At 35.5% G+C, this 25495-nt stretch carries 20 protein-coding genes; 9 read left to right on the top strand and 11 right to left on the bottom strand.

Annotated elements, in window-relative coordinates; genetic code table 11:
- Window positions 1-238: 238 nt before the first annotated feature.
- The 3 genes from gerKA to gerKC are packed head-to-tail and all read left to right on the top strand — an operon-like array spanning window position 239 to window position 3933.
- Window positions 239-1741: a spore germination protein GerKA gene (gerKA, locus tag MKY90_RS03250; RefSeq protein WP_002125193.1), complete on the top strand. Its 1503-nt coding sequence runs from the start codon at window positions 239-241 to the stop codon at window positions 1739-1741.
- Window positions 1722-2828 carry a GerAB/ArcD/ProY family transporter gene (locus MKY90_RS03245; protein ID WP_000185782.1) on the top strand — a complete coding sequence of 369 codons (1107 nt, stop codon included), beginning with the start codon at window positions 1722-1724 and terminating at the stop codon, window positions 2826-2828. Before gerKA ends, MKY90_RS03245 begins: the two co-directional genes overlap by 20 nt.
- Window positions 2809-3933 carry a spore germination protein GerKC gene (gene gerKC, locus MKY90_RS03240; protein ID WP_002125191.1) on the top strand — a complete coding sequence of 375 codons (1125 nt, stop codon included), beginning with the start codon at window positions 2809-2811 and terminating at the stop codon, window positions 3931-3933. The genes MKY90_RS03245 and gerKC overlap by 20 nt, the downstream gene beginning before the upstream one ends.
- A 31-nt stretch (window positions 3934-3964) precedes the next feature.
- Here the strand turns inward: gerKC and treC are convergent, their stop codons facing one another.
- The 3 genes from treC to treR form a co-directional block, all read right to left on the bottom strand.
- Window positions 3965-5626 (bottom strand): alpha,alpha-phosphotrehalase, encoded by a 1662-nt coding sequence (treC, locus tag MKY90_RS03235; protein WP_078213700.1) that lies wholly within the window; start codon window positions 5624-5626, stop codon window positions 3965-3967.
- A gap of 13 nt (window positions 5627-5639) precedes the next feature.
- Window positions 5640-7067 carry a PTS system trehalose-specific EIIBC component gene (gene treP / locus MKY90_RS03230; RefSeq protein ID WP_002010521.1) on the bottom strand — a complete coding sequence of 476 codons (1428 nt, stop codon included), beginning with the start codon at window positions 7065-7067 and terminating at the stop codon, window positions 5640-5642.
- A gap of 140 nt (window positions 7068-7207) precedes the next feature.
- Window positions 7208-7918: a trehalose operon repressor gene (gene treR, locus MKY90_RS03225; protein WP_002125187.1), complete on the bottom strand. Its 711-nt coding sequence runs from the start codon at window positions 7916-7918 to the stop codon at window positions 7208-7210.
- Window positions 7919-8359: 441 nt separating this feature from the next.
- Between treR and MKY90_RS03220 the strand changes: the two genes are divergently transcribed.
- Window positions 8360-9757 carry an amino acid permease gene (locus MKY90_RS03220; protein WP_002125185.1) on the top strand — a complete coding sequence of 466 codons (1398 nt, stop codon included), beginning with the start codon at window positions 8360-8362 and terminating at the stop codon, window positions 9755-9757.
- A 31-nt stretch (window positions 9758-9788) separates the two neighbouring features.
- Here MKY90_RS03220 and MKY90_RS03215 read toward each other — a convergent pair whose 3' ends face one another.
- Both MKY90_RS03215 and MKY90_RS03210 read right to left on the bottom strand, forming a co-directional pair.
- Entirely contained in the window at window positions 9789-11492 is a 1704-nt protein-coding gene (locus MKY90_RS03215; protein ID WP_002125184.1) for a putative bifunctional diguanylate cyclase/phosphodiesterase, read from the bottom strand.
- Between the two features lie 824 nt (window positions 11493-12316).
- Complete coding sequence (locus MKY90_RS03210) at window positions 12317-12634, bottom strand: hypothetical protein (RefSeq protein WP_215590691.1); 318 nt, start codon at window positions 12632-12634, stop codon at window positions 12317-12319.
- A 380-nt stretch (window positions 12635-13014) separates the two neighbouring features.
- Between MKY90_RS03210 and MKY90_RS03205 the strand changes: the two genes are divergently transcribed.
- The 3 genes from MKY90_RS03205 to MKY90_RS03195 all read left to right on the top strand — a co-directional run bounded on the left by MKY90_RS03205 (window position 13015) and on the right by MKY90_RS03195 (window position 17452).
- Window positions 13015-14544, top strand: a complete 1530-nt coding sequence (locus tag MKY90_RS03205; protein ID WP_002186930.1) for a cardiolipin synthase — start codon at window positions 13015-13017, stop codon at window positions 14542-14544.
- Between the two features lie 127 nt (window positions 14545-14671).
- Window positions 14672-15565: an ATP-binding protein gene (locus MKY90_RS03200; RefSeq protein WP_000892986.1), complete on the top strand. Its 894-nt coding sequence runs from the start codon at window positions 14672-14674 to the stop codon at window positions 15563-15565.
- A 3-nt stretch (window positions 15566-15568) separates the two neighbouring features.
- Window positions 15569-17452, top strand: coding sequence for a vWA domain-containing protein (locus MKY90_RS03195; protein ID WP_002029726.1), 1884 nt, complete (start codon window positions 15569-15571; stop codon window positions 17450-17452).
- 40 nt (window positions 17453-17492) lie between these two features.
- Here MKY90_RS03195 and MKY90_RS03190 read toward each other — a convergent pair whose 3' ends face one another.
- Genes MKY90_RS03190 through MKY90_RS03180 form a run of 3 tightly spaced genes read right to left on the bottom strand, consistent with a single transcriptional unit; the run spans window position 17493 to window position 20176 of the window.
- Window positions 17493-17915 (bottom strand): NUDIX hydrolase, encoded by a 423-nt coding sequence (locus MKY90_RS03190; protein ID WP_016126543.1) that lies wholly within the window; start codon window positions 17913-17915, stop codon window positions 17493-17495.
- Window positions 17916-17975: 60 nt separating this feature from the next.
- The gene (locus MKY90_RS03185; protein WP_002125175.1) at window positions 17976-18941 is read right to left on the bottom strand and encodes an L-threonine 3-dehydrogenase; all 966 of its coding nucleotides are present in this window, start codon (window positions 18939-18941) and stop codon (window positions 17976-17978) included.
- Window positions 18942-18985: 44 nt separating this feature from the next.
- Window positions 18986-20176 (bottom strand): glycine C-acetyltransferase, encoded by a 1191-nt coding sequence (locus MKY90_RS03180; protein WP_000095918.1) that lies wholly within the window; start codon window positions 20174-20176, stop codon window positions 18986-18988.
- A 212-nt stretch (window positions 20177-20388) separates the two neighbouring features.
- Here MKY90_RS03180 and MKY90_RS03175 point away from each other — a divergent pair, with 212 nt between their 5' ends.
- The gene (locus MKY90_RS03175) at window positions 20389-21120 is read left to right on the top strand and encodes a class I SAM-dependent DNA methyltransferase (protein ID WP_016121447.1); all 732 of its coding nucleotides are present in this window, start codon (window positions 20389-20391) and stop codon (window positions 21118-21120) included.
- A gap of 183 nt (window positions 21121-21303) precedes the next feature.
- Here the strand turns inward: MKY90_RS03175 and MKY90_RS03170 are convergent, their stop codons facing one another.
- Genes MKY90_RS03170 through MKY90_RS03160 form a run of 3 tightly spaced genes read right to left on the bottom strand, consistent with a single transcriptional unit; the run spans window position 21304 to window position 24197 of the window.
- Window positions 21304-22125 (bottom strand): ABC transporter ATP-binding protein, encoded by an 822-nt coding sequence (locus MKY90_RS03170; RefSeq protein WP_002167083.1) that lies wholly within the window; start codon window positions 22123-22125, stop codon window positions 21304-21306.
- 12 nt (window positions 22126-22137) lie between these two features.
- Window positions 22138-23196 (bottom strand): FecCD family ABC transporter permease, encoded by a 1059-nt coding sequence (locus MKY90_RS03165; protein ID WP_002140347.1) that lies wholly within the window; start codon window positions 23194-23196, stop codon window positions 22138-22140.
- Window positions 23193-24197, bottom strand: a complete 1005-nt coding sequence (locus MKY90_RS03160; protein WP_002029732.1) for a FecCD family ABC transporter permease — start codon at window positions 24195-24197, stop codon at window positions 23193-23195. The genes MKY90_RS03165 and MKY90_RS03160 overlap by 4 nt, the downstream gene beginning before the upstream one ends.
- Before the next feature lie 172 nt (window positions 24198-24369).
- Here MKY90_RS03160 and MKY90_RS03155 point away from each other — a divergent pair, with 172 nt between their 5' ends.
- Window positions 24370-25338, top strand: a complete 969-nt coding sequence (locus MKY90_RS03155) for an ABC transporter substrate-binding protein (protein WP_063218724.1) — start codon at window positions 24370-24372, stop codon at window positions 25336-25338.
- Window positions 25339-25495: the final 157 nt, after the last annotated feature.

Genomic DNA, 25495 nt, shown 5'->3' with positions numbered 1-25495 from the left:
TCATCAAACGATGTAATTATGCATACCGCTAGGCTTATCCTCTATAGTACAAAAGATATATATTAATATCGCTAATCTAATATACGCTTTCTTTCCATCCCCTATATCCTATTTTTTTTAGTATAAAAGATGACGTAACGTAACCTTCAAGCTACTTTTTTCAAATAATCCAAGCATAATTTTCTCACAAACAACAAAAATTAACAGAAACAATTTCAATGTAAAGGAGATGGAAATTATGGCCGAACAGAAAAATTCACAACAAGATAATAAAAAAAAGCATATGTTTCCATCACTTCCGGAAAATATTAATTACATTGAAAATAAGCTCTGTCATTCAGATGATATAAAAAAATTAGATGTCCCTTTCCAAAATGGAAAAGGAACAATTATATATATCGAATCTTTAGCAGACCCAAATTTAATTCATCAATTAGCTCTTGAACCATTATTAACTCGATCGGATCTGTCTTTAGATAAAGCTTTTGCCACATTAAATATGAAAAAAGAAACAAATTTAAATTATGGTGTGCAGCTTTTATTACAAGGTAAATCTTTATATTTTCATGAACACGTCGACAGTTTTTGTATTTTCGAAACAGCTCTATCTTTAAAGAGAGATATAACAGAACCTGATAATGAAGGGATTGTCCGTGGACCGCATACTGGTTTAGTAGAAGATTTAGCAACCAATTTAGCTTCTATTCGTAAACTCATAAAAAGTCCACATGTCGTCGTTAAATATTTCACACTCGGTGAAGAAATGCATACGAAAGTGGCAATTGCTTATATGCAAAACATAGCTAATGACGATCTAGTTACAGAAGTAAAAAGAAGGTTAGAAACGATTAAGACAGATGCACTTATGCCTCCAGGATATATACAAGAATTTATAGAGGATACGTCTTTCTCACCCTTTCCGCAACAATTAAATACAGAGCGTCCAGATAGAGTCGCAGCAAATTTAATGGAAGGACGAGTTGCTATTTTATCTGATGGAGATCCAACTGCACTTATCGTTCCTGTTACGTTATTTGCTTTCTATCAATCACCAGATGATTATAATAACCGCTGGATTGTCGGTTCTTTCATCCGAATGATTCGCTTAGTCAGTTTCTTGATTGCCTTTCTCTTGCCCGCTATATATATCGCAACAGTTGCTTTTCATCCTGATGTGTTGCCGCTCGAACTTGTTTATACGATTAAAGCTTCATTAGAAAAAGTGCCACTTCCTCCTATTTTTGAAGCTCTCTTAATGGAATTAATCTTTGAATTATTACGGGAAGCTGGTATTCGCTTGCCAAGCCGAGTTGGACAAACAATCGGTATTGTAGGTGGTTTAGTAATTGGTGATGCAATTGTAAAAGCCGGTCTCGTTTCTTATACAATGATTATCGTTGTAGCTTTAACTGCAATCTCATCTTTTCTTGTTCCATCAAATGATATGAGTTCCGCAGTTCGGATTCTTCGTTTTCCGTTAATGCTCCTTGCTGCCATATTCGGCTATGTAGGAATATCATTCGGTCTCATTATAACTTTCGTTCATTTATGCCAGTTACATTCATTTCATACCCCCTATCTTTCTCCTGTTGCTCCGATGCGGATAAAAGATATGAAAGACTCTTTTGTACGACTACCAATTTGGTCGTTTTGGGAACGACCACATGATTCAAAACCGAAAAAAATGCAACGACAACATGTAACGAGAGAGGATGAGAACGGTGACAAACACGCAAAGTAAAATTTCACTTGTTCAATTTACCTTTTTCGTTATTCAATGCCAAATCGGAGTTGGTATACTTTCTCTACCAAACCGTCTTCACCCAATAGCGAAAGGTGGCGGATGGATTTCTGCTCTCATCGCTGGTCTTGCAATTCAACTTATTATTTTACTTATGTGGCTTTTCTTAAAACGATTTCCTGATGCAGATATGTATGAAAGTGTTTGTATGCTATTTGGGAATAAGTTTGGAAAACTATTAGGTTTTGCTTATGTTTTTTATTTTACCCTTATCGGTATGACGGTTATGTTAAATGCTTGTAATGTCATTAAAGTTTGGATATTACAAGCAACTCCTTGGTATGCCACCCTCATGCTATTTACAATAGCTTGTTGTTACATAGCTTATAATACGTTCAAAGTCATCGTACGGTTTTACGTCATGGCTTCTATTCTCATTTTACCAATGGCTCTTTTAATTGCCCTAGGGCTTACACGAGCTGATTTTTCTTACATTTTTCCAATTACAGAAGCCGGATGGTGGAATATTATTCAAGCATCAAAAGAAACCATTACAGCTATGTATGGTTTTGAGATTATTCTTATCGCTTTCCCAAAAGTAAACGGGAGTTCTGTGGCAAAACTGAAAGCAATTTCTATCGCTAATGGATTTGTAACTCTTTTTTATACTTTTACTGTTTGGATTTGCTTTATCGTATTTAGTCCAAAACAAGTTGAACTTATTCCAGAGCCAGTTGCTTACTTATTGCGTTCTCTGCATATTGGGATTATAGACCGAACCGATTTACTATTCATCCCAATATGGATGATAACTGTTGTAGCTTCTATTGCTAGTTATTACTGTGCTGCTTCTATAGGAATTGGACATATCTTCAATCTGGCTAATCATAAAAAGGCTGTTCCAATCGTTGGTATTATTGCTTTTAGTGTAGCCCTATTTATAGATACACCTGAAGAATTAAAAGTAATTGCAACTTTTACTGATAAGTTCACGTATATTTTCATAGTTGTCCTCCCTCTTTTATTTCTACTTTATTCAGTAATAAGGAATAAGAAAGGAGAACAGTATGTTCCAAAAAAGAGTTAAATTACTTTTTATATTATGTACTAGTGCATTCCTTTCTGGCTGTTGGGATCAAGAACCATTAAGAGAAGCGAGATTAGCTTATAGCATTGGATATGATATTACGGAAGAAAATAAACTTCAGCAAACGCTTGAACTCGTAAAAAGTTCCAGCGGAGAGCAATCTTCATTCGAGAATGAAATACATTCAGCAAACGGGCATAACATAAGGGATACAAGCGATGCCCTAAAAAAAAATGTGACTGGGAATATTCGCTATTTTAAATATGGTGTTCAATTACTAGGAACCAAAATTCTAAAAAAAGGTATACTCCCCTATTTAGATGTCAGCTTTCGGGACCCAACAAACCCAACTGCTTTAGTAAAACTTATTGCAGTAGATGGTGAAACATCCGAGATACTAGAAAAAAAGAAGGTAGGAAATTTACTAATTGGAGATTTTCTAAAGAAAAAAGTGAAAAGCTTAGAAGATATGAGTGTATTTCCAAAAGAAACTTTAGAAACAGCTGCTACAAAAATGTTAGATCCCGGTAAAGACTTTACCCTCCCTTCTATAAAAATAAAAGGAAAAGAAGTAATTACAAACGGGTTAGCTTTATTTAACAATGATAAATTAACTGGGCATTTACCTTTGAAACAATCTGTTTTATTCGTATTATTAACCGGAAAAATGGGAACAAGTGCCCGTATAACCCAAAAACTTACTAGCGATGAATCAGAGAAGACATCTGATTATTTAACAATGGAAGTTAGTAATCGAAAGTTAAAGCGAGACTTAAAAATAACAACAGATAGAAAAGGAAATGTATATGCTCACATTAAGCTTCAACTAAAAGTTATAGCCCTTGAGGCTCCAAGAGATAATATTTACAAAATGGAAGAAAGAAAAAAATTAAATGAAAAATTATCTAAACAACTTACAAAAGAAGCAAAACAAATAACGAACAGGTTACAAAAAGCAAATTGTGATGCTTTCGGTATAGGTAGAAATCTTATCGCTTATCATCCAGAGTTATGGAAGAAAAAGAATTGGAATAAAGATTATGCAAAGGTAAAATTTAAACCGGAAGTAGAAGTAAAGATTTTATATAGTGGCGTCTTAAAATAAAAAGGTTGGACGCCCGCCGGCATCCAACCTTTTATTTCATATAACGATATACAATTGACTCATACGGTCTTAAGTTAAGATTGGTAATATCTTTACTTGAATCTTTGTAATTTGATAATAATACTTCTTGTTTCATACCATCTAATTGAACATGAACTGGTACAGAATACGTTATTTCTTCTCCATAGAAGTTATTTATAACAAGTAATACTTCATTATTTACAGTACGTGTATACGCCCAAATGCTAGGATGATTTCCATCTAAAATAGCATATTTCCCTTCTGTAATTACATCATACGTTTTTCTAAGTTCTATTAACTTTTTATAATGATAAAATACAGACTCTTTATCTTCTAATGCTTTTTCTACGTTTATTTCTGTAAAGTTTTCAGCCACTGAAATCCAAGGTGTACTTGTTGTAAAACCACTGTTCATCTCTTCATTCCACTGCATCGGAGTACGGGAATTATCACGAGATTTTTGTTTTAAAATCCCGATAATATCTTCTTTTGATAATCCTTCTTCCAGCTTTATATCATATATATTTAACGATTCCACATCGCGATATTGCTCGATGGACTCGAATTTAGGATTCGTCATACCGATTTCTTCGCCTTGATAAATGTAAGGTGTGCCCTGCAACATATGCATAGCTGTCGCTAGCATTTTCGCAGATTCATTTCGGTACTTCTCATCATCACCAAACCGTGAAACGATACGAGGCTGGTCATGATTACACCAGAATAACGCATTCCATCCTCCGCCCTTTTGCATTTCAATTTGCCAATTAGACATAATTTCTTTTAATTTAATGAAATCAAAATCAGCTTTCGTCCACTTATCACCATTCGGATAATCTACTTTTAAATGATGGAAACTAAACGTCATGCTTAGTTCATTGCGCTCAGGATTCGAATATTTAATACAATTATCAATTGTCGTAGATGACATTTCTCCAACTGTAATTACATCTTTCCCTTCAAAAACATTTTGGCTCATCTCTTGTAAATATTCATGGACGCGTGGACCATCTGTGTAATATTTACGCCCATCACTTGTAGCAGTGGTGCCTTCATCACTTAAAAATCTTTGATCTTTTGAAATTAAGTTAATAACATCAAGGCGGAATCCTTTTACACCTTTCTCCAACCAAAAGCGCATCATATCGTACACTTCTTCACGAAGCTTTTCATTTTCCCAGTTTAAATCAGCTTGCGTCTCATCAAATAGATGTAAAAAATATTGCCCTGTTTTCTCATCATATTTCCAAGCAGATCCTCCAAATTTAGACTGCCAATTATTCTTTTCATCACGCCAAATATAATAATTTCGATACGGACTATTCTTATCTTCTTTTGCTTCTTTAAACCACTTATGCTCCGTTGAACTATGATTTACAACGATATCAAGCATGATTTCAATGTCACGTACTTTCGCTTCTTTTAAAAGCTCTTCAAACTCTTCCATCGTCCCGTAAGATGGATCAATGCTGTAATAATCACTTACATCGTATCCATTGTCATTTTGTGGTGATCGGTATATCGGTGTTAACCAAATATAATCCACTCCAAGTTCCTTTAAATAATCTAATTTCTCTGTAACTCCCTTTATATCACCGGTTTCTTTATTATAGTAACTATTAAAGCTCTTCGGATAAATTTGATAGACTACACTTTTATGCCAATCTTTCATGCTTAATTTCCTCCTACTTCTGTTTTACTCGTTTCGCAAATAACCATGTTAATGTAAATGGAATTACTACTGCGATTATCATCCCTACAATAAACATTGGAATCGATTTCGGAATGATAGAAATAAATGCTGGCAATCCGCCAATTCCGATTGCTGGTGCTAATACACCATTTAATGTAATAAATATCGCTGCTATAGCAGACCCAATAATCGCTGCATAGAACGGGAATTTATTTCTTAAATTCACACCGAACATCGCTGGCTCTGTAATACCGAAGTACGCTGAGATTGCTGATGTTGATGCCATACTTTTATCATTTTGATTTTTAGAAATCCAGAACATCGCTAGTGCCGCACTACCTTGTGCAATGTTAGAAAGAGCAATCATCGGCCAAATAAATGTACCGCCGTGCTGTGCAATTAGCTGTAAATCAATTGCAATAAACATATGATGCATTCCTGTAATTACGAGCGGTGCATATAATGCTCCAAATAATACTGCTCCAAGTACTGGTACCGTTTCATATACGCCAACTAATCCAGCCGTTAATAAATCGCCAATATGACGTGTAACTGGACCGATAATTCCTAACGCTAACACACCCGTTACAACGATTGTTGTAATTGGTACAACTAATAATTGAATTGCGTTTGGCACATGTTTCTTTAAGAAGATTTCAACTTTACTTAATACGAATGCTGCTACTAAAATGGGTAAAATTTGACCTTGATACCCTACCTTTTCAATTTGGAATAGCCCTAAAATATCGAAGTACTCAATCTTTTGTCCCTCTAAACCAGTCGCTGCTTTTCCATAATCCCACGCGTTTAATAAGGCCGGATGCACAAGCATTAATCCCATAACAATCCCTAGTATTGGACTACCACCAAAGCGCTTCGTTGCTGACCAACCAACAAGTGCCGGTAAGAATACGAATGCTGTATTGGCCATCATATTAATTAAATCCCAAAGCCCACCTAAGTTCGGATATACTTCTAATAAATTTTTCCCATCAAAAAATAAGTCCTTTGCCCCTAACAGGTTATTAATCCCCATTAGTAAACCTGCCGTAATAATTGCTGGCAAAATCGGCATAAATACATCTGAAAATACTTTTACAAACTTTTGAACTGGATTTAATTTTTTATCCCCTGAACCTTTTACGTCAGCTACTGTCGATTCTTCCATACCTGCAAGCGTTATCAATTCAGCGTATACTCGATCGACATCACCTGGACCAATTACAATTTGAAATACCCCAGCGTTATGAAACGCTCCCTTTACCAATGAAACAGACTGTAATTTATCATTATCTATTTTATTTTCATCTTTTAAAGCGATACGTAGCCTCGTTACACAGTGCGCAGCTTGTTCAATATTGTCTTTCCCACCAATATACTGCAACACTTCTTTTGCTGTTTTACGATAGTCTTTCCCCATATTCCCGTCCCTCTTTTCTTTTTTTGATACCGTTTACACTTACATATTAACTCGTATATATAAGTTAGTCAACACTCATATATATAAGTTGGTGATTTTTTATAAATAAAGAGATGGAACGATTATTTCGCTCCATCTCTTTATTTTCTTCGCGCCACATCCGAAAAGTGAAAAATATCTAAACGGTGACGTGATTCCGTATATTCGAACTGACTCCCATCGTATAAATAAGTAAAGTTTTTTACAACGACAACATAGTCTGTTCCATTTAAATCCAAATACTTTCGGTCATCCTCTGTACATGGTTGCACTTCAATTACCCGCTGTGAATAGCTAATATGTAGCCCTAATTCTTTCTCAATATATTTATAAATCGATGCAGTTGCAATTTCTCTCGTTAATCCTGGAATATATTCCGATACAAAATGGTTTATATCTAAAATTACTTTTTCTCCATCAATATTTCGTACACGTTTAATATGATTTATTTCCGTTTTTTCTTTCACGTTTAATAACTTTGCTACATCTTGTGTCGCTTTCATTTTCTCTATTTCCACGACTTCTGTAATACAATGACGTCCTAGACGTTCATTTTCTTCTTGGAAACTTACAATACCACCAAAGTTAAATTCAATGTTTTTGCGCTTTAATACAAAAACACCTTTTCCATGTATTTTTTGAACATATCCACGCTCTTGCAATAAATCTACAGCTTTTCTTACAGTACCCCTACTTGCCTCATACTGCTTCATTAATTCCGTTTCTGATGGGATTTTACATCCTTCTTTTAATTGTTTATTATCAATAGACTTGCTGATTTCTGTATAAATTTGTTCATACTTACTCATCATCTACAATAGCCCCTTGTCACCTTCTAGTTCTATATGTATTATACCACGCTATACTCTTCTGCCAATCTCTCACTTATTTTCCAGTACAAGAAAACTATAGGTAAATTTTTAGTCTCTAAAACGTATTTTTATAAATTTTTCTTTTCTTTCAAAAAAACATGTAGTATACTAACTTCAAAATCAGAGGAGAAAGGGAGCAAAGAACTATGCTTACTTATACAACAATTGTAGTTACATTTGCACAAAAACATCATCATCATACTTAACCCTTGAAACCTAGCGGAAAAATTACGCGTAGGTACAAGGGTTATTCCCGTTGTACCTACGCTTTGGCAAAGAGCCATGTAGGTATTTTTTATCTACATGGCTCTTTTTTTATTGCCAAAAATGCTAGTAAAAAATGATGTTTAAGCAAAACTTACTACAAAGGAGTTAACAAAAATGGAAACGAAAAAATGGGGATTATGGATTTTAACAGCTTTTGTTATCGGGAATATGGTTGGCGGTGGCGTATTTATGCTCCCAGCAAATTTAGCACACGTATCAGGTCCAATGGGATCTACACTGGCATGGAGTATTACAGGACTTGGTGTATTTATGATTGCACTCGTATTTGGAAATTTAGCAATTCGTAAACCAGAATTAAAAGCAGGACCACAAAGTTACGCCCAAGCAATGTTTACTTCTCAAAAGACAGGTAAAGTTGCAGGATATAGTATGGCTTGGGGATACTGGGCTGCTAACTGGGCTGCTACAGCATCTGTTATTATTTCCTTTGCTGGATATTTATCAACATTTTTTCCAGTTTTACAAAGTAAGCAAATTCTCTTTTCAATAAATGGATTTTCACTAGAACTAGGAAAAGGGTTAACTTTTCTAGTATGTAGCCTTATGTTATGGGGAATTCAATATATTCTTTCTCAAAATATTGATCGAGCTGGAAATATGAATCTTCTTGCTACCATTGCAAAAATTATCGGATTTACAATGTTTATTGTGATTACATTATTCATTTTCAACGCCTCTAATTTCGGAGACGGTCAAACATTTATGAATGAAGCTGGACAACCTATTTCGTTGGGTGGACAAATAAATTCCGCTGCTATTGCAACACTTTGGGCGTTTATCGGTATTGAGTCAGCAGTTATGCTCTCTAACCGTGCAAAATCTCAGCACGATGTTAAGAAAGCTACGATTTTCGGATTAATCATCGCTCTTCTTATTTACATGGCAATTACTCTACTAACAATGGGCGCTCTTCCACAAGACGCTTTAAAAGAGTCTCAAAAACCATTAGTAGATGCATTAAATTTAGCAATTGGTACTAAAGGTGCTTATATAATGGCCTTACTTGCACTCGTATCTTTATTCGGCTCTACTGTAGGATGGATCGTTGTTAGCTCAGAAGTACCTTACCAGGCTGCTAAAAATGGACTTTTCCCTAAGTTTTTCAGTAAAACAAATAAAAAAGGTAGTCCTTCAAAATCATTATTTATTACAAATGTGATGACGCAAATTTTCTTATTCTCAACGATTTCTGGTACTGTTTCAGAAGCATATAATTTCGCTATTGTTGTAGCGACATTAGCATATTTAATCCCGTACCTTGTTTCTACCTTGTATCAGTTAAAATTAGTTATTACGGGGGAAACGTATGATATAATGCCGGGATCTCGAATAAAAGATGGAATCATTACTGCATTAGCATTTTTATATTCCATATGGGTTATTAAAACGGGAACTGCTGATTTAAAAACATTCTTCTTAGGCATTGGTTTGTTTGTATTAGGTCTTATTCTTTATCCAGTTTTAATGAAAGATTCACAAAAAAAACAATAAAAAAGAGAAGCTTTTCGCTTCTCTTTTTTTATTAAAAATCAGTTAATAACTTTTCTTTTAGTTCCCCTATATCTAACGGTTTCGCATAATAAAAACCTTGTACAAAGTCGCAACTCATTGATTTTAATAAACTTTCTTGTTCTACCGTTTCTACCCCTTCAGCAACCACTAATAAATTTAAACTATGGGCGATTTCAATAACCGATTTTACAATCGTTCGCTCTGGTTGTGCATGATCATAATGAAACTCACGAATAAAATTACGATCAATTTTCACAATATCAAGTGGTAGTTGTTTTAAATAATATAATGAGGAATACCCTGTTCCGAAATCGTCTAAAGCGATTAAAATTCCCATACTTCTTAATTCTTGTAATGTAGCGATAATATAATCAAAATGGCGAACAGCAATACTTTCCGTTATTTCTAAAATTAAACGATTCGGAGGAAAACCAGTTCTCCTTAAGATGCTACGTACAGACAAAATAAAACGCTTCTGCATTAATTGTTGTATGGATAAATTCACAGATAACCTTAATCCTTCTTGGTAATCCGGTAATGTTTTAAACAGGCGACACGATTTTTCTAATACCCAATCTCCTAATTTTATAATAAGTCCAGATTCTTCAGCTATTGGAATAAATTCGCTTGGTGAAATAGGCCCTTCTTCTGTCATACAGCGCACTAAAGCCTCAATGCCAGTATATTTCTTCGTTTTCAAATCAATGATAGGTTGTAATGCCACATCTAATTCTTCATCACGAATTGCCTTTTGCAAAGCAAACTCGATTTTCATTCTACGATTTATTTTTGCACGTAACTCATCTGTAAAGAAACACGCCGCATTTCTTCCCTGTTCTTTCGCACTATACATAGCTAAATCCGAATTTTTCAATAGTGTTTCCACGTCTTGTCCATCTTGTGGATATGAACAAAGTCCTAGACTAGCTGAAATGTATACTTCATGACCTTCAAGCATAAATGGTGCCTGAAAACATGACAATACCGATGTCGCTAACTGCCGCATCTCATCTTGTGTATGTTCTTTTGTTAACAGCACAAATTCGTCGCCACCTAGCCTAGCCAGAACATCTTTCTCTCCTAACACATAATGCAACCGTGAAGCAACTTCGCTTAAAAGTAAATCTCCTATCATATGACCTAACGTATCATTCACTAATTTAAAACGATCTAAATCAAAGTAAATCATGCCAAACTCTATTTTTTCTGCAATCATCTTATTTACAGTCGTAATTAACTGTAAACGGTTCGGTAAACTTGTTAACGCATCATGATAAGCAAGTTCCCTATAACGACTTTCGCTTAATCGTAATCTTTGTTCTGCTTCTTTCCTACTACTTATATCATTTCGAATTGCAATAAATTGATAAGGTTCTCCCTTTTCATTTAAAAATGGAACAATTGTTGTTTTAACCCAATAATACGTACCATCTTTTGCTTGATTTCGAATTTCCCCCGTCCAGACTTTTCCACTCAAAATACGCTTCCATAGGATTTGAAAAAATGCTTTCGGATGATATCCAGAATTTAAAATGCGGTGATCTTTTCCTATTAGCTCTTCTCTTTTATATTTTGAGATTTTACAAAATTTATCATTCACATATGTAATAAGACCATTTCGGTCTGTAATAGCAACAATTGAAGACTCATCTAATGCTAATTTTAAATCTTGCAATGAAGAGTCATATAATGCATGACCTCTTTGTTCTAGCATGCGCACCTCTCCTTGCTTCCTATCTGACTAAAACACAACTCGTTTCTCTTCATAGAAATAGAGATATTTCATTTTCTAACAATACGCCTTTACATAAAATGAAACTTTAATCAGTGGGGGGGGTTGTCCATCCCCCACTGATTATTAGCCTTCACCAATCGGGCTTTTATCTCCCACCTAACTTCCTCACATTCACCGAATTTTGAGGTGGGAGTCTTACTGCCCGTTAATGCGGGATAAATCACAATTTTTTTCTAAATAGGCCGATTAAAATAACATAATATTATTTATAAAAAAAAGCAATATGGTGCTGTTTTAATTATAGTAGAAGCTTCTCATCTCTCTACTTATCTAAGCTTATTATACAGTATTCTCTTACATTCTTTGAATTTGTAAAGTGACAATTTCATCACTATTAGCCTCTGCTCCCTACTAATACGACCTCACACCTAACCTCTTTTATTTCATTAAATGTTAAGATGTAAATCTAACTGCCGATACATAATGAAATAGAGATTAATATACAAAATGCAACGATTCACGAATAATAATATAAAGTGAAACTTTAATCAGTGGGGGTTTTGTTCATCCCAACTGATCACCAATCGGGCTTTTACGGGTAGCAGGGCTTCCACCTAACTTCTTTGTTCCAGCTGAATTTTGAGGTGGGGGTTTTACTGCCCACAAATAGCGGGATAAAGCCAAAATTTGCATTTAACATATTGAATCATAATAACAAAATATTAACATATTTTCACCTTGTTTTTGGAAATATTTTATAAATAAATTATTAAACTAAAAAAGAGGATATCCTCTTTTTTAGTTTAATACTGATATGGTATTTGCTGATAACCCGGGTATGGCATTGGATATGGTGCTGGGTATGTTACTGGGTACGGTGCTGGATAGTAGCCTCCACCTGCCGCACCCGTTAATGCGCCAGCTGTAAGCCCACCTAACATGCCTCCAGCAAAACTTCCTGGGAAAAATCCTCCGCCCCACGAGCCACCACCCCAGCCCCATCCACCACCGTGATGATGATGATGATGATGATCATAATGATTGTGTCCTCCATGGTGATTATGCCCTCCCCCACCATGATGATTACGATAATATCCTCCGTGATTTAGCATATAGTTCATTTCTCTTCCTCTCCTTTTCAATTTCCCTACTTTAATATGTGTTGTATGAATAGTAAGGATACTGTTAATAATCCGTATAGTATGGATAGCAATATCCGCCATAACCAAACGCAGGACTAAGTAAAGCCCCTTCCAGGAAAGAATCCTCCTCCTAAAAATGGAGAATGTACAAACCCACCAAATGGAAGATCGTACATTTTATTCATCCCCTTTTCTATATAAAAATGTAATAATATACTGTATGTAGGACAAATGCGGAAAGCATGGGGAAAATGTCTATATTTTGTAAAAAAAACAAAACACTTTATAATAAGAATGTCAGATTACACCTTTTATATAAGAAGTCTATATTTAAGAAAGATTTGAGGAATTTTATAGAAATGAAGAAACCTATCGTTCAATTATTATTAATATTTACAATCGTATCTATCGTTCTTTTCCTATTAAATACATCGGTTATTTCGTTATATACGTTTGTTGGTGCTCTATGGTCCATCACAATCGTAGGAATTTCATTCGTTATTTTTATCGAAAATAGATCACCCCAAAGTACCTTAGCGTGGTTTTTAGTATTAGCACTTCTTCCTGTTATAGGTGTACTTTTATACTCTATTTTCGGGCGTAGCCGTTGGAGAAGAAAAAAACATCTTCATCGTTCAGAAGAACAAAGAAAGTTATTCCGCGAAATATTAGAAGGAAGACGACTAGAATTATCACTCACAGTCCCATTACATGAACGTTCTATACATTTAACAGAAGTCCTACAAAAATTCGGAGGCGGGCCTGCCGCAGATAGAACGACAACAAAACTTTTAACAAACGGTGATCAAACCTTTTCAGAAATTTTGAACGCAATCGAGAATGCAAAACATCACATACATATTCAATACTATATTTATAAATCTGATGAGATTGGTACAAAAGTACGAGATGCTTTAATACAAAAAGCAAAAGATGGTGTTATTGTACGCTTCCTTTATGATGGACTCGGAAGTAATACGTTAAGACGACGATTTTTACAACCTATGAAAAAAGCTGGAATTGAAATTGTCGAATTTGACCCTATTTTTTCAGCTTGGTTACTCGAGACAGTTAATTATCGTAATCACCGTAAAATCGTCATTGTAGATGGAGAAATTGGTTTTACCGGAGGGCTCAACGTCGGTGATGAATATCTTGGTCGCTCAAAAAAATTCCCTGTTTGGCGTGATAGTCATTTAAAAATAGAAGGAAAAGCATTGTATAAATTACAAGCCATCTTTCTAGAAGATTGGCTTTATGCGTCTAGTGGATTGAATACTTATTCTTGGGATCAATTTATGAATAGACACTACTTCCCAGGAAAAGAAATTCCGGATGCAGAAGGTGCGGTGCAAATTGTAGCAAGTGGACCAAGCTCAGATGATAAAAGTATTCGTAATACATTACTAGCTGTTATGGGCTCAGCCAAAAAATCTATTTGGATCGCTACACCATACTTTATTCCGGATCAAGAAACTTTAACATTATTACGCTTAAGTGCAATATCTGGCATAGATGTACGCATTTTATATCCTGGTAAGAGTGATAGTATTATTAGCGATCAAGCATCTCAATCCTATTTCACTCCACTTTTAAAAGCTGGTGCTTCTATTTACAGTTATAAAGATGGATTTATGCACGCAAAGATTGTACTCGTTGACGATAAAATTGCAACAATCGGAACAGCAAATATGGATGTACGTAGCTTTGAATTGAATTATGAAATTATTAGCGTTCTATATGAATCAGAAACCGTTCATGATATTAAACGCGATTTTGAAGAAGACTTTAAACACTCCACTGAAATTAAATGGAACTCGTTCCAAAAAAGAAGTATCAAAAAACGAATATTAGAGTCCTTTATGCGACTCATTTCTCCTTTACTATAAGCAATCAATGTGATATTGATTGCTTTTTCTTTTATATTTCCCCCTTCTCCTTTTCTTTGCATACCATATTAAAACAAGTTATCATAAGATGTATTACTTTATGAAAATAATGTTAGGTGGGAAATACATGTTAGAACAATTTCATATACATTCTGATTTAAAACAGCAGCTTTCTACAATTCATGAAAAGAATAAACAAGAAGCTGGTGAAAATGCACATTTAATTGGCAAGAAAATATATAAAGCATCTGATAATAGCATTATTGAAGATGCCATTACAGCACTTTTACTTGGTAAAAACATTCTATTAAAAGGGCCAACTGGTAGTGGTAAAACAGTACTAGCGGAAACTCTTTCTTCTTTATTCCAAAAACCAATGCATAGCATTAACTGTTCTGTCGACTTAGATGTAGAAGGTATTTTAGGATACAACACATTACAAACAAAAGACGGCGCATCTGAAGTTACGTTCGTTAACGGTCCTCTTATGAAGGCAATGAAAAACGGTCATTTCCTTTATATTGATGAAATCAATATGGCAAAACCTGAAACGTTACCACTTCTTCATGGTGCGTTAGATTACCGTAAAATGATTACAAACCCATTTACACAAGAAGTTGTATACGGTGATGACGAATATCGCGTAATTGCTGCGATTAACGAAGGTTATGTTGGGACAAGTGAACTAAACGAAGCGTTAAAAAACCGTTTCGTTATTATTGAAGTTCCTTACATTCAAGGTGATACATTAAAAGAACTATTACTATCTGAATCAAAATTAAATGATGTTGCAACAATTGAAAAGTTCGTTGCATTCGCAAGCGATCTTATGCCTTTAGCTCGTGATGGGCGCGTAAGTGAAGAAGCAGCTAGTATTCGTGGCATTATCGATGCATGTGATTTAGGTGTATATATTCCTGTTATGCGTGCAATTGAACGTAGTATTATCGCAAAATTAAACGATGAAACAGAACAAATGACTGTCCGTGAATTAGCAGAAAGTTATTTCTTTGAGGGATAATTCATGAGACAAATTTTTAGTGACAAAAAAATTGATGCGTCGCTGTTTCTACAAATGGAAAACTTAATGTATGCTCTTCTAAAAGAAGACGATGCCTATCTTGAGTATGGCTATAAAGCATACTACGACGAAATTGAAAAAAAGGTTGTCATTAGTCACTTTTGGGATGATCGAAAAGAAGAGGATACAGTAATCGGATTAAAAAGCGAAGTGTTCTTAAAGGCACTTGGTAATAAACATTACTCGGACATGACTTTAATTCGTTCTTATGCGATTGAGTTACAAGAATCGCCGCTAAAAAAGTTTTTAACACAATTATTTGTTCTATTAGAAGATTTACGTGTTGAGGAAATCGTCAAAAATTTACGTCCTGGCACAAAACATATTTTTAAACGCCGAAAAGAAATGTATCGCAATTACTTTGGCTCACAAAATGAAATAAATCGTGTTCGTAACTATCACGGTGATCGTCTATTTTGTCTATGCTATCTTTCATTAACGAGTGATAAATATGAAATGTTTAATAATGAATATTTCGAGCAAATTGAATCAATTTTGCATGAAACATTCCAAGCTCGTAATACGGAAGATATTATGTATATTGTTGAGAAAATTCGCTATCGTTTAGAAGGACTTCTTGAAAGTGATATGCTTAATAATTATTTCGGACATGCACCGCTTTATTTATCTGTGATTGCAGATGAGAAAGACAGTCGCGCTGAAAAATTAGCAAATGATGATACGCAGCTCCTAGATGACGATGATAACAAAAACAAAATGGATGAAAGCTTCTCGACATGGCACCGTGAAAATAAAAACAATGAAAACGAGAACTTTTTACGCTTTGATTTAGAAAGCGGAACAAAAACAAATATGATGGGTGATACTGCTCGTGAATCAGAAGATGGTGACCAAGCACTTGGTTCTGTACAAGGTACTTCCCAAAAAAGTACACAATCTAACTTTGATGGTGCTGATACAGAGGAAGCAAGAGCGTCTCATGCTTCTAGCCAAAACGACGGTGCATACGGCAAGTATAATGTGGGAGCTTCTCATACATTTAAAGAAGCTCGCAAATCGAATCCTGATGAGAAAAAAGATTACCAAGCTATCAAATCAGTCGTTAATAAAGATGTAAAAGAATTAAAGAAAATTATCGAAAAAACAATTGAAAACAAAACGAATGCAAACAGTGATAAATATTACGGAAGGCTTCGTAAGAAATTCCTTCGTATTTATACTGAAAAGCAGCCGCGTATGTTTTATAAAAAAGGACAAGAATCACAAGAGCTCGACGTTGCATTCCAACTATTAGTGGACTGCTCTGGTTCTATGTATAACAAAATGGAAGAAACGAAGAAGAGTGTGGTCCTATTCCATGAAGCTTTAAAATCTTTAAAAATCCCGCACGCTATTAGTGGATTTTGGGAAGATGCTTCTAGTGCTAAACCTGAAGATAAACCGAACGTTATCCATGAAGTTGTTACGTATAAAAACTCAACGTTACCAAACGTCGGTCCAGAAATTATGCAACTTCGCGAAGAAGAAGATAACCGCGACGGGTATATTATTCGTATCGTTTCCGAAAAGCTTGCGAAAAGACCAGAAAAACATAAATTCTTACTTGTCTTTACAGACGGTGAACCTTCTGCACTAGACTATCAACAAGACGGAATTTTAGATACGCACGAAGCAGTCAAACTTGCTCGTAAAAGTGGTATGGAAGTAATCGGCATCTTTATCGAAGAAGGCGAAGCGAAAGAAGCGACTTATCAACTAATGAAAAACATTTATAACCATCACTTCTTAGTTGCAAATCATGCTGAAGATTTACGCCTGAAGATTAAACCATTGTTGAAGAAACTATTACTGAAGACGATTGAATAGAAAAACAGGAGCCCCGAGGCTCCTGTTTTTCTTCGTTAACTTACTTTGTTTCTGGTTGAAACTTGTATGGAATGGAAACTTCTAATAATAATTCGAACCCTCCATCGTAGTATGGGAATCGCTCATTCGCGATTTTTCTATCTACCCACTCGATTGCGGAAATTTCTCCTTCATCTTCTGCACGAAGTTCACCTTTTACTACATTTGCTCGGAATGTAAAAAATAATGCATGATGTCCTTTCTCTTCAAAAAACTTCTCATTTAATGCGACAAGTCCACTGAGTGCGGCAGTTAAACCTGTCTCTTCTTTCACTTCTCTTACTAGTGCTTCCTCTAGTATTTCACCTTTTTCAACAGCCCCGCCTGGCAATGACCAAACGTTTTGTTCTATATTATGTACCATTAATATTTTATCTTTTTCGCTATCGTGTATTAATGCATATACAACATCAACTCTTTGCATGTTGCTTTTCTCCCTTCCTAAAATAATTAAGAGCCAATTCCTAAGAATCGGCTCTTCCTATTAATTCATTACTAACTCAGATGCGAGCTTTTTTTTTAACTTAGCCAGCATATCAGTTGTCATTCTGTCTAAATCATATTCTGCTTTAAAGCCCCACTCTTTCATTGCTGCTGTTGCATCAATAGAGTTCGGCCAGCTATCAGCGATTGTTTGACGAGCTGGATCTACTGCGTAATCCATTGTAAAGTTCGGAATGTGTTTACGGATTGATGCTGCAATTTGCTCTGGTTCAAAGCTCATTGCTGTAATGTTAAACGCATTTCTATGAACTAGTTTATTTGGATCAGCTTCCATTAATGAGATGATTGCTTGTAAAGCATCTGGCATATACATCATGTCCATGTATGTTCCTTCTGCAATGTATGAGGTGTATGTACCTTTTTTAATCGCCTCATAATAAATTTCAACTGCATAGTCAGTTGTTCCGCCTCCTGGAGGAGCTACGTAAGAAATTAAGCCTGGGAAACGTACACCGCGCGTATCAACGCCAAACTTTTGATGATAATAATCACATAGTAATTCTCCTGCTACTTTGTTTACCCCATACATCGTAGTAGGACGCTGAATTGTATCTTGTGGTGTATTATCTTTTGGCGTTGATGGACCAAATGCACCGATAGAACTTGGCGTGAAAAACTTACAGTTTAATTCACGTGCTGCTTCTAATGCATTTACAAGTCCGCCCATATTTAAATTCCAAGCAAATAACGGATTTTTTTCTGCAGTTGCTGAAAGTAAAGCCGCTAAATGAATAATTGTATCTACTTCATTACGCTTTGCAATATCATGTAATTTTTGTCCATCCGTTACATCTAACGTTTCAAATGGACCAGACGTTACTACTTCACTGTCTGTTTCACGAATATCTGTTGCAATAACATTTGATGCGCCGTATACATCACGAAGTTTCATTACTAGTTCAGAACCAATTTGCCCTAAAGAACCGGTTACTAGAATTTTTTTCATTTTTCCCACTCCCCATTTGCAAGCTATTCAAAAGATGTCGTTACTTAAATGATACCCATTTCTTTCCCTACTTTTTCATACTTACGAATTGCTTCATCTAGCATTTCTTTCGTATGAGCTGCTGTAGGCATATTACGAACGCGTCCCATTCCTTTTGCTACGGTTGGGAATACGATAGATTTTGCGTAAACGCCTTCTTCATTTAGACGTTTACTAAATTCTTGTGTTAATACTTCATCACCAATAATACAAGGTGTAATTGGTGTTTCACTTTCTCCAATGTTAAAGCCAAGTTCTTTTAACCCTTGTTTTAAATAGCGACCATTTTCCCATAAACGATCGTGTAACTCTGTGCTTTCCATTAGAATTTCAATTGATCTCATACAAGCAGCTGCATCAGCTGGTGTTAAAGCTGTTGAGAATAAGAATGGACGTGAACGCACTTTTAACCAATCGATTAAGTTTTGTTTCCCAGCTACATATCCACCAATTACCCCAATTGCTTTTGATAATGTACCAATTTGAAAATCAACTTTATCAGAAAGGCCGAAATGTTTTACAGTACCTGCACCTTTGCCAAGTACACCTGAACCGTGTGCATCATCTACATATGTCATTAAATCCAGCTCTTCTGCAATTTCAACAATCTCTGGTAATTTTGCAATATCTCCATCCATTGAGAAAACACCGTCTGTAATAACCATTAATTTATTATAAAGACCTGATTCTTTTGCCTCGATTGCTTTTTTGCGTAAATCTTCCATATCAGAATGCTTATAAACGATGATTTTCGCTCTTGATAGACGACTACCATCAATAATAGATGCATGGTTTAATTCATCTGAAAGAATCGCATCATTTTTATCCATAACAGCTGAAATCGCTGCCATATTACAGTTAAATCCTGATTGATAAGCAATTGCTGCTTCTGTATGTTTAAACTTTGCAATTGTTTCTTCTAATTTAATATGCAAATCTAAAGTACCGTTAATTGTACGAACAGCTCCTGCTCCAACACCGTACTTATGAATTGCACCAATTGCTGCTTCTTGTAAGCGATTATCAGTCGCTAATCCAAGGTAGTTGTTTGAAGATAAGTTAATATATTCTTTTCCGCCAATTGTAATAATCGGTCCATTTGGACTTTCAAGCGGATCAATTACGTTATAAAGCCCCTTTGATTTTAAATCCTCTAAATTTTCTTCTAAAAAGTTTGCAAGTGTTTTACTAGACATCGTGAAGCCTCCCATCGTTCATGTAAGCGGATTATTATCTTAATAGTTCTAATAATCCCTCTACTAGCTTAACACGTTTTCAGAATTTATTATAGAAAAATAGTTTAAAGAAACCGCTTACAATTTTAAATTATAAATGATTCATTACAAGAAATCTATCATTTACTTTTCATATTTGATAGAATTAAAAAAATATTTAGGAGGCTTTTAAAATGGCATTTACTGAATCTGATGTATATAATAACGAATCGTTTTTAGAGCAATATATGCAGCGAAGATATCGAGAAAATAGTCCAAACGAATCCCTTGAAAAACCAGCATTCTTTCAGCTCATTGGCAATGTAACAGGAAAACAAATCCTCGATTTAGGTTGTGGTGATGCTAAATTCGGCGAAAAATTATTAGAACATGGATGCCACTCTTACACTGGTATTGAAGGCTCCGAGCTTATGTATGAAAAAGCTAAAAAACAACTAGAAAATAAAAATGGCACCGTTCATTTTTTAAACCTCAAAGACTACACATACCCTCCTTCTACTTTTGATTTAGTAACATCTAGACTCGCCTTACATTATATTGAACACCTTGATATCATTTTTCAAAATGTGTTTCAAACTTTAAAAACAAACGGAACCTTCACCTTTAGCGTTCAACATCCCGTTATTACCTCTTCATTTGAAAGCTTGCAAACGAGTGGTAAAAGAACTAGTTGGCTCGTCGATGATTATTTCGAAACAGGAAAACGAGTTGAGCCATGGATTGATCAAGAAGTTATTAAATATCACCGGACTACGGAAGAATATTTTACATTATTACAACAAGCCGGATTTACGATTACAAGCTTAAAAGAAGCTACACCAAATCGAAACTGTTTTCAAGATGAAGAAGAATATGAACGACGTTTACGTATTCCCCTTTTTCTATTATTTTCTTGCCGAAAATAAAGTGAAACTTTAATCAGTGGGGGATGTTCATCCCCCACTGATTATTAGCCCGCACCAATCGGGCTTTTACGGGCAGTTGATCCCCCAACCAGCTTCTTTGCTTTCGCTGGATTTTGAGATGGGGATCTTACTGCCCGTTAATGCGGGGTAAAAAAGACGATGAATCCTCATCGTCTTTTTTCGTTATCTCATCGCCTGAACAGCCTCTTTAAGTACACGTCTTCCTCTTCCATGCGGGATACAGAGCGGTGTCCCAAATAACGGATCAGCGCTTATTTGACACTCCATACGGAATACATCCCGAACTAACTTCTGGTCAATAACTTCTTCTGGTTTACCTTGCGCATATATTTGTTTATCTTGAATAGCTACAATGTTGTCTGCATAACGACATGCCAAATTTAAATCGTGCAATACCATAACAATCGTTCTTTGCTCTGTTTCATTTAATTCGAATAATAAATCTAACACTTCAATTTGGTGCGTCATATCTAAATATGTAGTCGGCTCATCAAGCAAAATAATATCTGTATCTTGTGCAAGGGTCATTGCAATCCAAGCACGTTGACGTTGTCCACCTGAAAGGGCATGAACATCACGCTCAGCAAATTCTGTCATACCCGTTGCAGCAAGCGCTTTTTGTACCATTTCCTCATCTTTTTCGGACCATTGCTTCAGCCATGTTTGATATGGATAACGTCCTTGCTTTACAAGTTGCAATACTGTAAGTCCTTCTGGAGCTTGTGGCCCTTGCGGTAAAATTGCCATTTGGCGAGCAATTTGCTTCGTTTGCATACTTTGAATTGCTTGATTATCTAACAAAATGTCACCGGTTGTTGGCTTTAATAATCTAGCTAGTGAACGTAATAAAGTTGATTTCCCACAACCGTTAGAACCGATGAAGATTGTAATTTCCCCTTTTGGAATTTCTAAATTCAGCTCATCAATAATAATCGTTTCACCATACGACAGCGTCAAGCGTTTCGTCTCCAATGCTTTTTGCATATTCATCTCCCTTTATGAATTCCGACTTTTATAAAGTAAATAAATAAAATAAGGTGCACCAATTGCTGATGTAAATACCCCTGCTGGAATTTCAAGTGGTGCGAAAACTGTACGCCCAATTAAATCTGCAGCGAGTACTAGAATTGCACCGATAATCGCCGCAACTGGGAGCAATGCACCGTAGAAAGAACCAACTAATCTTCGCGAAATATGAGGTGCCATTAAACCAACAAATCCAATTCCTCCTGCAAAGGCAACTGCCCCGCCAATTAAAGCTGTACTAAGTAACAACATAAATACACGCGACTTCGTTAAAGGAACACCAAGTCCCACTGCTATATCATCCCCTAGCTCTTGTGCATTTAAATGTCTCGCAGCGATAAATGATATTGTCGTTAAAATGAGAACCCACGGCGCAAGTACCATAACATTTTGCCACGAAGAGCCATAAACAGTACCTGTGATCCATACATTCGCTTGACTTGCTTGATAAATTGGTGCTAACAACATAAATAAAGTTGTTGCTGCTTTCGTTAATGCCCAAAATCCAACACCAATTAAAACAAGACTAATCGGTGATAATCCATCATTTTTCCAGGCAAATAAATATACAAAAAACGCTACAATTGTTGCCCCAGCAAAAGCTGCTAGCGGCATATAATGAATGCTTACTGTTAACGCATTGTTTTTATCACTAAATATAGCTAAAAAGAGTACAACTGCAACACTTGCCCCGCCCGTAATTCCGATGATATCAGGAGAAGCAAGTGGGTTTCGAACGAGCCCTTGTAAAATACAGCCCGCTACCGCAAGCGCAATTCCTACGAGGATAGCAATTAAAATACGCGGCATACGAAATTTATTTACAACCATATTTGACATCGCATCACCATTTCCGGTAATCGCTTGCCATACGTCATAAGGAGCAATTTTCATATCCCCCATACCTGCACTCGCAAAAAATAATCCTATTAAAACAACTAGTAAACTCAATAAGACGAGACAAGCTCGTTTATACATTAAAAACGAGAGCTCGCCTTTTCCAATACGAAACGGAATATACTTCTTCATTTGCTAAGCCCTCTCTTACGTGCAATATAAATAAAGAATGGGGCCCCGATAAATGCTGTCATAACCCCTACTGGTACTTCTTGTGGCATAATGACATATCTTGCTGCTATATCAGCCAAGATTAATAGTATTGCACCTAACAATCCGCTATAAGGTACTCTCCATCTGTGATCTACCCCAACAAGAGCTCTTGCGAAATGAGGAGTAACGATGCCAATAAATCCAATTGGACCAGCAACCGCAACTGAACCACCAGACAACAGTACAATAATAAGTAACACGAATGATTTCATTAAAATCGTTCGTTGCCCGAGCCCCTTTGCGACATCTTCCCCCATCATTAATGTATTTACTTTCCCTGCCATCATAAAAGATGCAATCCAGCCTATTAATAAATACGGGAATACTGATTGTAAAATCTCTAACTTTCTTCCTTGCACAGATCCGGCAAGCCAAAATAACACTTCTTCAAATGCTTTTTCATTTAATACAAGTAACCCTTGTGTTAATGATGAAAATAAAGCGCTTATCGCTACACCTGCTAATGTTAACTTAAGAGGCGTTGTCCCTTCTTTTCCTAAAGAACTAGAGGCAAATACAAGTACTGCTGCAACTGCCGCTCCTAAAAAGGCAATCCATGTGAAAGCTGATAATGATGTCACGGAAAAGAGTACAATTGCTACAACTATAAAGAACGCAGCGCCTGAATTTAATCCAATAAAATCTGGAGAAGCAAGCGGATTCTTTGTTAAAGTTTGCATTAAACAACCTGCAATGGCTAAACTAGCACCAACACTTGCTGCAATTAACGCCCTTGGTAGACGCACATTTTGAATAATAATATGCTCATTTGAACCATTAAAATGGAAAAAAGCATCTAAAGCTAATTTCCAGCTCGTATTTGTATATCCGAAAATAATGCTTCCCCAAATACAAATAACGACTGCAATGATTCCAACAAGTAATCCAATCCATTTTGCTTGATTTGTTTTTAATAACATGCAGCGTTTCCCCTTCAATGTATAATGATACGTTGTAAGTGTATTTCAACTTAATTCTCATTGTCAACGATAATGAGAACTATTTTCAGTAATATATATTGACAATCCAAAGATAAAGGCTTAACATCATGCTTGCTATTGAAAAATATTCTCAACATGTAGGGGGTACATAATGAATTTCATGCAAAAGAAATCGTTTACAGTATTTGTATTTTTACTAGCTTTTTCACTTCTTTTAAGTGCTTGTGGAAAATCAAATAACAAAGAAGAATCAACAAAAGAAGATAATAAAAAAGAAATGATTACGGTTGAGCACGCAATGGGTAAAACAGAAGTTCCTGCCAATCCAAAACGTGTAGTTATTTTAACTAATGAAGGAACTGAAGCTTTACTCGAATTAGGTGTAAAACCAATTGGGGCTGTAAAGTCTTGGACTGGTGATCCGTGGTATCCACATATTAAGGATAAAATGAAAGATGTAAAAGTTGTTGGCGATGAAGGACAAGTTAACGTTGAAACTATCGCTTCTTTAAAACCAGACTTAATTATCGGTAACAAAATGCGCCACGAAAAAGTGTATGAGCAATTAAAAGCTATTGCACCTACTGTTTTCTCGGAAACATTACGTGGTGAATGGAAAGATAACTTCAAATTTTATGCAAAAGCTTTAAATAAGGAAAAAGAAGGTCAAAAAGTTTTAGCTGATTACGGAAAACGTATGGAAGATTTAAAAGGAAAACTTGGTGATACAGTAAATCAAGAAATTTCTATGGTACGCTTTATGCCTGGTGATGTTCGTATTTATCATGGCGATACATTCTCTGGTGTTATTTTAAAAGAACTTGGATTTAAACGTCCTGGAGATCAAAACAAAGATGATTTCGCAGAACGTAACGTATCTAAAGAGCGTATTTCGGCAATGGATGGCGATGTATTATTCTACTTCACATTCGATAAAGGCAATGAGAAAAAAGGTTCTGAACTAGAAAAAGAATATATAAACGATCCTCTCTTTAAAAACTTAAATGCAGTAAAGAGCGGAAAAGCATACAAAGTTGACGACGTTATTTGGAATACAGCTGGTGGTGTAATGGCCGCTAACTTACTACTAGATGATATTGAAAAACGCTTTGTTAAATAATTTTATTGTAACCAGCTCCCTCTTTTATGGAGCTGTTTTTTTCATTTCACTGAAGTGTCACATTATTTCATTTTGTATTTTTATTACCGATATGTTATATTGTAAAAGTAAATATAGTTTATTTTCCCTATATCAGAATAAATATTTTAATCTAAAT

Source organism: Bacillus sp. FSL P2-0099 (assembly GCF_038007445.1).
Classification (GTDB): Bacteria; Bacillota; Bacilli; order Bacillales; family Bacillaceae_G; genus Bacillus_A; species Bacillus_A mycoides.
The sequence above is the reverse complement of the archived record's forward strand: the minus strand, read 5'-3'. Positions and strand labels throughout refer to the sequence as shown.

Bases quoted from the DNA above. Each gene is read 5' to 3' on its own strand.
- MKY90_RS03210 (WP_215590691.1), bottom strand. From the start codon at position 12,634: ATGAACTATATGCTAAATCACGGAGGATATTATCGTAATCATCATGGT.
- gerKC (WP_002125191.1), top strand. From the start codon at position 2,809: ATGTTCCAAAAAAGAGTTAAATTACTTTTTATATTATGTACTAGTGCA.
- MKY90_RS03155 (WP_063218724.1), top strand. From the start codon at position 24,370: ATGAATTTCATGCAAAAGAAATCGTTTACAGTATTTGTATTTTTACTA.
- MKY90_RS03205 (WP_002186930.1), top strand. From the start codon at position 13,015: ATGAAGAAACCTATCGTTCAATTATTATTAATATTTACAATCGTATCT.
- MKY90_RS03165 (WP_002140347.1), bottom strand. From the start codon at position 23,196: ATGAAGAAGTATATTCCGTTTCGTATTGGAAAAGGCGAGCTCTCGTTT.
- MKY90_RS03190 (WP_016126543.1), bottom strand. From the start codon at position 17,915: ATGCAAAGAGTTGATGTTGTATATGCATTAATACACGATAGCGAAAAA.
- MKY90_RS03200 (WP_000892986.1), top strand. From the start codon at position 14,672: ATGTTAGAACAATTTCATATACATTCTGATTTAAAACAGCAGCTTTCT.
- MKY90_RS03180 (WP_000095918.1), bottom strand. From the start codon at position 20,176: ATGTCTAGTAAAACACTTGCAAACTTTTTAGAAGAAAATTTAGAGGAT.
- MKY90_RS03185 (WP_002125175.1), bottom strand. From the start codon at position 18,941: ATGAAAAAAATTCTAGTAACCGGTTCTTTAGGGCAAATTGGTTCTGAA.
- gerKA (WP_002125193.1), top strand. From the start codon at position 239: ATGGCCGAACAGAAAAATTCACAACAAGATAATAAAAAAAAGCATATG.
- treP (WP_002010521.1), bottom strand. From the start codon at position 7,067: ATGGGGAAAGACTATCGTAAAACAGCAAAAGAAGTGTTGCAGTATATT.
- MKY90_RS03195 (WP_002029726.1), top strand. From the start codon at position 15,569: ATGAGACAAATTTTTAGTGACAAAAAAATTGATGCGTCGCTGTTTCTA.
- MKY90_RS03215 (WP_002125184.1), bottom strand. From the start codon at position 11,492: ATGCTAGAACAAAGAGGTCATGCATTATATGACTCTTCATTGCAAGAT.
- MKY90_RS03220 (WP_002125185.1), top strand. From the start codon at position 8,360: ATGGAAACGAAAAAATGGGGATTATGGATTTTAACAGCTTTTGTTATC.
- treR (WP_002125187.1), bottom strand. From the start codon at position 7,918: ATGATGAGTAAGTATGAACAAATTTATACAGAAATCAGCAAGTCTATT.
- treC (WP_078213700.1), bottom strand. From the start codon at position 5,626: ATGAAAGATTGGCATAAAAGTGTAGTCTATCAAATTTATCCGAAGAGC.
- MKY90_RS03170 (WP_002167083.1), bottom strand. From the start codon at position 22,125: ATGCAAAAAGCATTGGAGACGAAACGCTTGACGCTGTCGTATGGTGAA.
- MKY90_RS03175 (WP_016121447.1), top strand. From the start codon at position 20,389: ATGGCATTTACTGAATCTGATGTATATAATAACGAATCGTTTTTAGAG.
- MKY90_RS03160 (WP_002029732.1), bottom strand. From the start codon at position 24,197: ATGTTATTAAAAACAAATCAAGCAAAATGGATTGGATTACTTGTTGGA.